The sequence below is a fragment of the Nitrospirota bacterium genome, from assembly GCA_016180645.1.
In the GTDB taxonomy this organism is placed as follows: Bacteria; JACPQY01; JACPQY01; order JACPQY01; family JACPQY01; genus JACPAV01.
The window spans coordinates 1-6,648 of record JACPAV010000046.1; the positions used below are offsets into that span (position 1 = coordinate 1).

5 protein-coding genes are annotated in these 6,648 nt (G+C 60.6%); 4 read left to right on the top strand and 1 reads right to left on the bottom strand.

From position 1 onward, the window contains the following. Positions 1 to 463: 463 nt before the first annotated feature. Positions 464 to 1,342, bottom strand: a complete 879-nt coding sequence (locus HYT87_18635) for an FkbM family methyltransferase (protein MBI2061760.1) — start codon at positions 1,340 to 1,342, stop codon at positions 464 to 466. Between the two features lie 83 nt (positions 1,343 to 1,425). Here HYT87_18635 and HYT87_18640 point away from each other — a divergent pair, with 83 nt between their 5' ends. The 4 genes from HYT87_18640 to HYT87_18655 all read left to right on the top strand — a co-directional run. Next, positions 1,426 to 3,579, top strand: a complete 2,154-nt coding sequence (locus HYT87_18640; GenBank protein MBI2061761.1) for a hypothetical protein — start codon at positions 1,426 to 1,428, stop codon at positions 3,577 to 3,579. An 83-nt stretch (positions 3,580 to 3,662) separates the two neighbouring features. Next, complete coding sequence (locus tag HYT87_18645; protein ID MBI2061762.1) at positions 3,663 to 4,334, top strand: methyltransferase domain-containing protein; 672 nt, start codon at positions 3,663 to 3,665, stop codon at positions 4,332 to 4,334. Next, positions 4,321 to 6,318, top strand: a complete 1,998-nt coding sequence (locus tag HYT87_18650; GenBank protein MBI2061763.1) for a hypothetical protein — start codon at positions 4,321 to 4,323, stop codon at positions 6,316 to 6,318. The genes HYT87_18645 and HYT87_18650 overlap by 14 nt, the downstream gene beginning before the upstream one ends. Before the next feature lie 73 nt (positions 6,319 to 6,391). Then, positions 6,392 to 6,648: Uma2 family endonuclease (locus tag HYT87_18655; protein ID MBI2061764.1), on the top strand; the 257-nt coding region annotated here is incomplete at its 3' end.

Consider the following 6,648-nt stretch of genomic DNA (forward strand, 5'->3'; position numbering starts at 1 on the left):
GGATGGGAAGGTATCTTCAGCCACCGCTCAAGCGATTCGTAGGGGAGCATCTTCAGATGCTCCCTCTTGTCGGGAGGGTCTGAAGACCCTCCCCTACGCATAATGACCAACACAAACCTTTCAAAAAATGGCAAGAGTCGAGTTTAGAGCCTCTGACAGAATGCCGATTCGTAGGGGAGCATTTTCAGATGCTCCCTCTTGTCCTTGCCTCCTCGTAGGGGAGCACCTTCAGGTGCTCCCTCTTGTCGGGAGGGTCTGAAGACCCTCCCCTACGCATCATGACCAACACAAACCTTTCAAAGAATGGCAAAAGTCGAGCTTAGAGCCTCTGACAGAATGCCGATTCGTAGGGGAGCACCTTCAGGTGCTCCCTCTTGTCGGGAGGGTCTGAAGACCCTCCCCTACGCATCATGACCAACGTAAACCTTTCGAAGAATGGCAAAAGTCGAGCTGAGGTATCCCGTCAGGATCGCGTGCAGAAGAGATTCACCTTCCACGATGGGTCTGACCGGCGAAGCATGTCCGAGCTGAGCGGCCCGAGAGAGCGCGACTCGTCATTGATGGCTTGAATCGAGAAGCCCAGTTCGCGGATTTGCCGCACGAACGCGTCCGGTGGAGTGCCGCCGCTTCGCAGCAACACGGGAGCAAGCTCCAACAAGAGGACCAAGTCGCGATTCCGGCTCAATGTTTTTTTCATTCCCTTGAGCGCGTACGGTTCATGGCCTTCGATGTCCATCTTGATGACATCAACCTTTTCGGAACCGATCTCGTCGTCCAGGGCGACGCATTCGACCTTAAGTTCTCCCTTCGTTCGGATGTCAGGGTGCGGATACAACCCGTGTGAGTGCGAGCCCTCGGAAAGCAGGATGGATGCCGTGCCCGACTCCTCTCCCACGGCTTTGGGCACAATCGTTACGATTCCACCGCACTCATGCAGGTCGATGTTGCGCCGCAGGACCGTGAGATTGGTGGGGACCGGCTCGAAGGCAAGCACTCTTCCCTCCGCACCCGTCTTCCGGGCCGCGAGGACCGAGAAGTAACCGAACTGAGCGCCGACATCAACCACCCGGGCGCCGCGCCGGACGCTCTCCGTGAAAAGCTGCGCGGTGAACGGCTCGTACGGTTTCGAATGATAGGCGTCGAAGTCGGCCGTGTCCGCGTAGACGTACAGGGGAACTTCGCCCACGCGGGTGAGAATGAGGCTGTCGCGCGCCAGGAGCCGCAAGAGGACCGATCGACCCCTCCGTTTGAGAATCCGCACGATTCTTGAGCGTCCCAACAGCGTCTTGTTCAAAGAGAGGTTCAGCGCCTTGGCGGACTGGAGAATGCGCCCTCTGACCATTCGCGCAAGATAGCCTACCGAACGACGGGGTTCAACAGTCCCCGGAGGTGGACGTGGAATATCGGACTTGCTACAAGGTCCCGATGCGGTCGCTTCGGAACGTGATGGCCCCGGGTAGTGTCGAGAGCCCGGCAGGCGGCAGAGGCCTCGGTTCTTCCACGGCGACGAGGGCCGGAGCCGTCGATGGGCTCGTCCAACTGCTGGCCGCACTCGTTCTCACCTGGCCCCTCGCGCCTCACCTCTTCGATCGCCTTGGAGGGAACGCTGGTGATCCCCTGCAAACGCTCTGGTCTTGGTGGTGGCTGCACGATGCCATCATGTCGTTGAAGAATCCCTTCTTTTCGGACCACGTGTACCATCCCCAGGGGGCGACGCTGATCTTCCAAACATTCGACCTCCCAAGCGCGGCGATCGCCTTCCCGTTTTGGGGGGTGCTGCCTCCTGTAGCGATTTACAACGTCGCGGTTCTCTTTGCGTTCATTCTGACCGGGTATGGGATGGTGCGGCTGCTCCGCGAGCTTGGAGTGGACCGGTTCACCGCGCATGGCATGGCGATCCTTTTCTCCGCCACGCCCTACCACATGGCGCACGCCATGGGCCACCAACAGCTGGTCAACATGGGCTGGATCCCGCTCTTCCTCGTGCGCGCGCACCGGCTGCTCGCAGGGCGCGGGACGCTTCGCGACGGCGTGTGGGGCGGATTCCACCTGGCTCTGGCCACCCTGGCAAGCTGGTACCACCTCCTGTTCGTCATGGTGTTGATCCCCTTTCTCGCTCTCCACGCACTGATCGCCCATCGCCGTACGGTGGCGACCGGACGTCTTTGGGGACGGCTCGTGTCGCTCGGGGTCATCTTCCTCGCGTTGGCGGGTCCGCTCCTGCGGGCGGTGATGATCGAGCGGAACAAGGAGCCCGTTGAGGGCGCCCACGATTCGGCCGAATACTCCGCCGATCTGGAGGCTTTCTTCATCCCGAATGAAATCCAAGCGTGGTCCCGATGGACAGGGGCGAAGGCGCGGCAATGGACGGGGAACAAGGCGGAAACCGCTGTGTACACAGGGTACGTTGTCCTGACCGGCGCAATCGCCGGGATCGTCCTCGGGGGGGGGGCAGCGCGGGTCTATGGCTTGGCGGGTCTTGCGGCGGCCGTCCTCTCAATGGGTCCCTACCTGCAAATCGGCGGCGAGATCCACCGCGACGTTCGAATGCCCTACCTGATGCTGGAACGGCTCCTGCCTCCCATTCAGTTCATGGGCGTTCCCTCCCGGCTCGGGTACGTCATGTACCTGGGGCTCCTCGTCTCCATGGGCCTCGGCTTGACCCGGCTGTGGGAGAAGCGGATCCGATCCGGCCAAAATCGGAAAGCGTTCGTTTTGGGCATCGGCGTGTTCTCTGTGGTGCTCCTCGAATACGCCCCGCGGCAGATTCGGACCACCCGTCTCCAGGTCCCGGCGCCAATGCGGGAATGGGCCCAGGATACGGATTCATACGCCGTGTTGGACCTATCCGACCCTTACTTGATGTTGTGGCATGCCATGCATCACCGCAAACCCATCGTCGGAGGCAATCTCTCGCGAACGCCCGAGCGATTGAGCGGCTGGTACAACGCCCTGGAGATGGTTCAGGCCACCGACCATCCGACGCCGAGGCCCGCGCCGATCTTCACGCGCATCGATCCGGACGTTTCCTTCGATTGGGGCGACGGTTCGCCGGACCCGCGGTTGGAGCCGGATGGGTTCCGCATCGAGTGGTCGGGCTACCTCAAAGTACCCGCCGGCGGAAACTGGATCTTTCACGTGGCCTCCGACGACAGCGCCTCGCTTTGGATCGACGAGAAACTCATCGTGGAGATCCCCGGTGTTCACCCCTTGGAATGGAAGTCCGGTCGGGTGCGCCTCGAAAAAGGGCGTCACCCGATCCGCCTCAACTACGAGGAAGGCACGGGCAAGGCCGGCGTGATTCTCCAGTGGGAATGGCCGGGCATCGGCCGACTGGACATTCCGGCTGAAGCCTTGACCACCGATGATGGCAAGCCCGGCCTCGAAGGCACCTACTCCAAGTTCGTGGCAGGATGCGGCAGGGATCCCCAAGGCATCCTCCGGCAATTGAGAGACTTGCAGGTCCGATATGTCGTGACCCGCGATGGCGGCGACGACACCTGCGTTGCGACGGACCTCGGAATGGAGAAGACCTACGAAGGAGAAGGAGTCCGCATCCACCGCGTCGGCTCGCCTTGAACCGTGAAAGCCCATGCGCCGGCTGTTTGTAAGCACCGGGAAGGTGGAGTAGATTTCCCGACAAGAACGAGCCGCCACTCCTCATGGACGCCACCAAACAAATCCGTGATTTTTTCGAGGAGGTCTCGCCCGATTTCGCTGGAAGTATCCACCCGTATGCCGCGCGAAGGCGGGGTGAGGCGCTCAGCCTTCATGCGAAGGGAGACATCCTGGAAGTCGGCTGCGGATCGGGGGCTGTCACCACCCACCTCGCTCGCAAAGGGAGGGTCGTGGCGGGCGATGTGGCACACGGCATGGTTCGGCAGACGTGCGCGTCGCTCCGCGTTCCCGGCGTGGTCTTCGACGGGTGCGCCTTTCCCTTCCGCGACCATTCCTTCGATACAGTGGCCTGCGCCGAGGCGATCTACTATCTGAACCGGCCTCTGGATCTCATACGGGAAGCCCATAGGATTCTGCGGCCCGGCGGCCTCCTGGCCCTGACGTGTATGGTCGGGTTCTGGCAGCGGGTGGATCGAACAAGAATCCGTCTTGGGCGCCTTGGCCTGTGGATTGGGTCGGAGGTCCCTCCGCTTCCAAACATCCTGCCGCAGCATGAGGTGAAGAGGGGAATAGTGGAACTTGGTTTTGCACTCCAAGAAAGTCGGCCGATGATCCTGTTTCCTTCCGATCGTCTCGACGGCCTTAACCGGTGGTTGGAGAGGACTCCGCTCGGCCGAGGTGCTATTTTCTGGGTATTGACCGGTGAGAAAAGATAGGGCTTCCTCCATCCGTTTTCTGGCTCTTGCGTGGCTTGGCCTCGTGATCGCCGCGGGGAGCATCTGGATCGTGCTGGACAATTCGGGACCCGCGGCATGGGATCAGAGTCGCCACGCTCGCAACGCCCTGGCCATGCTCGACATCCTCCGCGATGCGGGAGGCCGGCATTCGCTATTCGACTTCCTTTACTACTACGATTTCTACCCGCCCCTGAGCTACCTCCCAACGGTTCTCTTTCACCTGATTTTCGGACGGGAATACGACGTTGCGTGCTTCTCCACTCTTCTGTTCTGGATACCGCTTCTATTCCTATCAACCGTTGCCGTCGGACGCCGGCTCATGGGCGCTCGCGCGGGCTGGCTGGCGGGATCCGCGATCCTTTGCCTTCCCAGCGTCGTAGCCCTGTCAAAAGACTACCTCACCGACCTCCAGACCGGTGCAATGACTTCGGTGGCGATGTGGGGGCTATTGCGGTCGAATCTTCTGTTGACCCCCCGCAGATCTCGTGTGGTGCAAGCCGGATTGATCCTTGGGGCCTGCATGTTGACGAAGTGGTCCATGCCCGCCTTCCTGGCCGGCCCCGTCCTGATCGCTTCGATCCGAGGGCTGAGAAGACAGCCTGCCCGATTCATCGGGAATGCAATGCTGGCCGGCGGGATCGCGGCCTTGATGGTCTTACCTTGGTATTTTCCGAATCGGCGCGACATCGTCCGCGCTCTCTTCTTCTCCGTGGAATACGGCGGGGATTTGGGCTACCCGGACCCTCTCTCACTGTCATCGTTCCTGTGGTATGCCCGCGCTCTTGTGGAATCGCACCTCACCCTGCCGGTCGTCATCCTGTTTGCCGGCGGCATGGCGGTTCTTGCGAAGCGGCGGAAGCCGGTTCTTGTGCTCTTGCTGCTGAGCCTGAGCCTGTCGTGGCTCGTGCTCACGGTCATGCGAAACAAGGAAGCACGATTTGCGATGGCTTTCCTTCCCTACGTCTGCTGGGTGATCGCGGGCACCCTGTCGCGACCAAAGCAGAGGACTGGAGTCTGGGTCGCCGGAGTTCTGGCTGCTGTGGGTGTTTTTTCTCTTTCGGGAGTCCTGTTTCGCCTGCCGGTCCTCCCCGAGCGGGTAGGCGGTGGATTCTACACACTGCTGAATCAGGAGCCGTACTGGTGGTCACAACCTCCAGCGGCCGTTGCGCCTGACCCCGCGAAAGAGGCCGAGCAACTGTTTCGAAGTCTCTGGACATGCCTGCGGCCAAGGGAACATCCCCAAGCAGGGGTAGTGGATGTACGGCTTGATCACACGAGAATCGATCCCTACAGGATCGACTACTACGCCGTTCTCAACCATAGGGCGGTAAGGGTTCTGATCGGACCGGATGCCCCCTTCTTGGACAGCAGGGGCTGGCCGCCGGCGGGCCCGGGGGGTGCGGAATTTGTGATCGTCCCCGGGCGCGATACTGAGGTTGAGGATTATCAGCCTTTGGCTCTACTCCATAATCCAGGAGGGATCCTCGGTGGGGATGTGAAGTTGATGAATTCAACTCAGGTGTTAGGGGACTCGAAATCGCCGCGCGTCGCGGCCTTGTTTGCCGATCCTGAATACAATAATGCCGCGTGCCTCCTCTCTTCCCGAATTATTGAGACCGCCGTGTCAATGGGCGGGCGTTCGGGCCTCCAATTGGAGTGGATGGTCGGCTCCCGTGGGGTGGGACACCGCTTTGAGTATGTGCGCCAAGTTCAGGCCAATGGCCCGTCGCCCTTTCGCCTTGAATGGATCGGCCCCTCGACATGGGCGACCGGCGAGCGCAAGACGGAAACGGTCCAACTTCAACTACCCGATTCCATCACGCCCGGAGACTACGATCTGGTGCTATCCCTGCTTAGACGACCCAAGAGACACGACGAGAAACCGCTCCCAACCCGCTTGGTCGTGATCGGTAAGTTGGCGGAGAGTTCAGCCGTCCCCCTGGGTCGGATCCGAATCCGATAGTGGCCGAGTTTCAGTGTTCGAGCCGGTGAGTCAAACGCGGCTTGAATGAGAATATGCGGCGGCCTCCCGATGGATCCAGCGTCTTGAAAAAGGTCGGGAGAGGATTATTGAAGAGAAGTACGTTCGCGGAGCGCCCGATTTGGTGGTTGAGGTTCGCTCACCGACACACCTGGACCGGGATCGGGTAGTCAAGAAGAAGCTGTATCACAAGTTCGGCTTGAAGGAGTATTGTGTTCTGTCCCGGAGCTTATGTCCCAGGTCCCCCTGGGGTAAATGGGTTACAGTTTTCGGTCCCATGGGAGGTCATTTCATGGCCTCTGGCAATCATAG

Excerpts from the sequence above, each read along its gene's own strand:
- HYT87_18645 (MBI2061762.1), top strand. The coding sequence starts at position 3,663 with ATGGACGCCACCAAACAAATCCGTGATTTTTTCGAGGAGGTCTCGCCC.
- HYT87_18640 (MBI2061761.1), top strand. The coding sequence starts at position 1,426 with ATGCGGTCGCTTCGGAACGTGATGGCCCCGGGTAGTGTCGAGAGCCCG.
- HYT87_18635 (MBI2061760.1), bottom strand. The coding sequence starts at position 1,342 with ATGGTCAGAGGGCGCATTCTCCAGTCCGCCAAGGCGCTGAACCTCTCT.